The 470-nt window shown below is 64.0% G+C and carries 1 protein-coding gene; it reads left to right on the top strand.

The genetic code is table 11. The features are described from left to right. On the top strand, positions 1–299 hold a 299-nt coding region (locus IIE03_RS01855), incomplete at its 5' end, for a hypothetical protein (RefSeq protein WP_225997115.1). Positions 300–470 lie beyond the last annotated feature (171 nt).

Raw genomic sequence — 470 nt, 5'->3', positions numbered from 1 at the left:
CGGGCACCACCGACCAGCAGGAAAGGACGGTAGGTGCCTCGTTGGCTCAGCCTGCCGCCCTCGAACCCTCACGGAGGCAGGAAAACATGAATCAGGAAATCATCACGGCCGTAGGCAACTTCTCCACGGAGGTCGTTGCACGGGTGATCCACCAGGGAGCCGGCTGGATGCTGGTGGGAGGTGCTGCGATCCTTGCGGCTGGCTTCTTCATCTCTCTCGCAATGTTCCTTCGGGCAGACCCCCAGACGCGGCGCGATATTATCGACTTGGTCCACGGCCCCAGGAAGAGCATCCGCTGAACCGAGGCTTCCCTGGCCCACCGCTCTCACTCCCGGCCCGCCCTGGGCGCGGCCCTCCGGCCGACCTGTCCAGATCGAGACGTAAACAACCTCACACCACAACGAGAGGCCCGCCACCGTGCGGGCCTTTTTCATGCCCGGAACCAACGGGCACCACCGACCAGCAGGAAA

This window comes from Myceligenerans pegani (assembly GCF_014892515.1).
Classification (GTDB): Bacteria; Actinomycetota; Actinomycetes; order Actinomycetales; family Cellulomonadaceae; genus Myceligenerans; species Myceligenerans pegani.
This window is presented reverse-complemented; position numbering and strand designations above follow the sequence as displayed.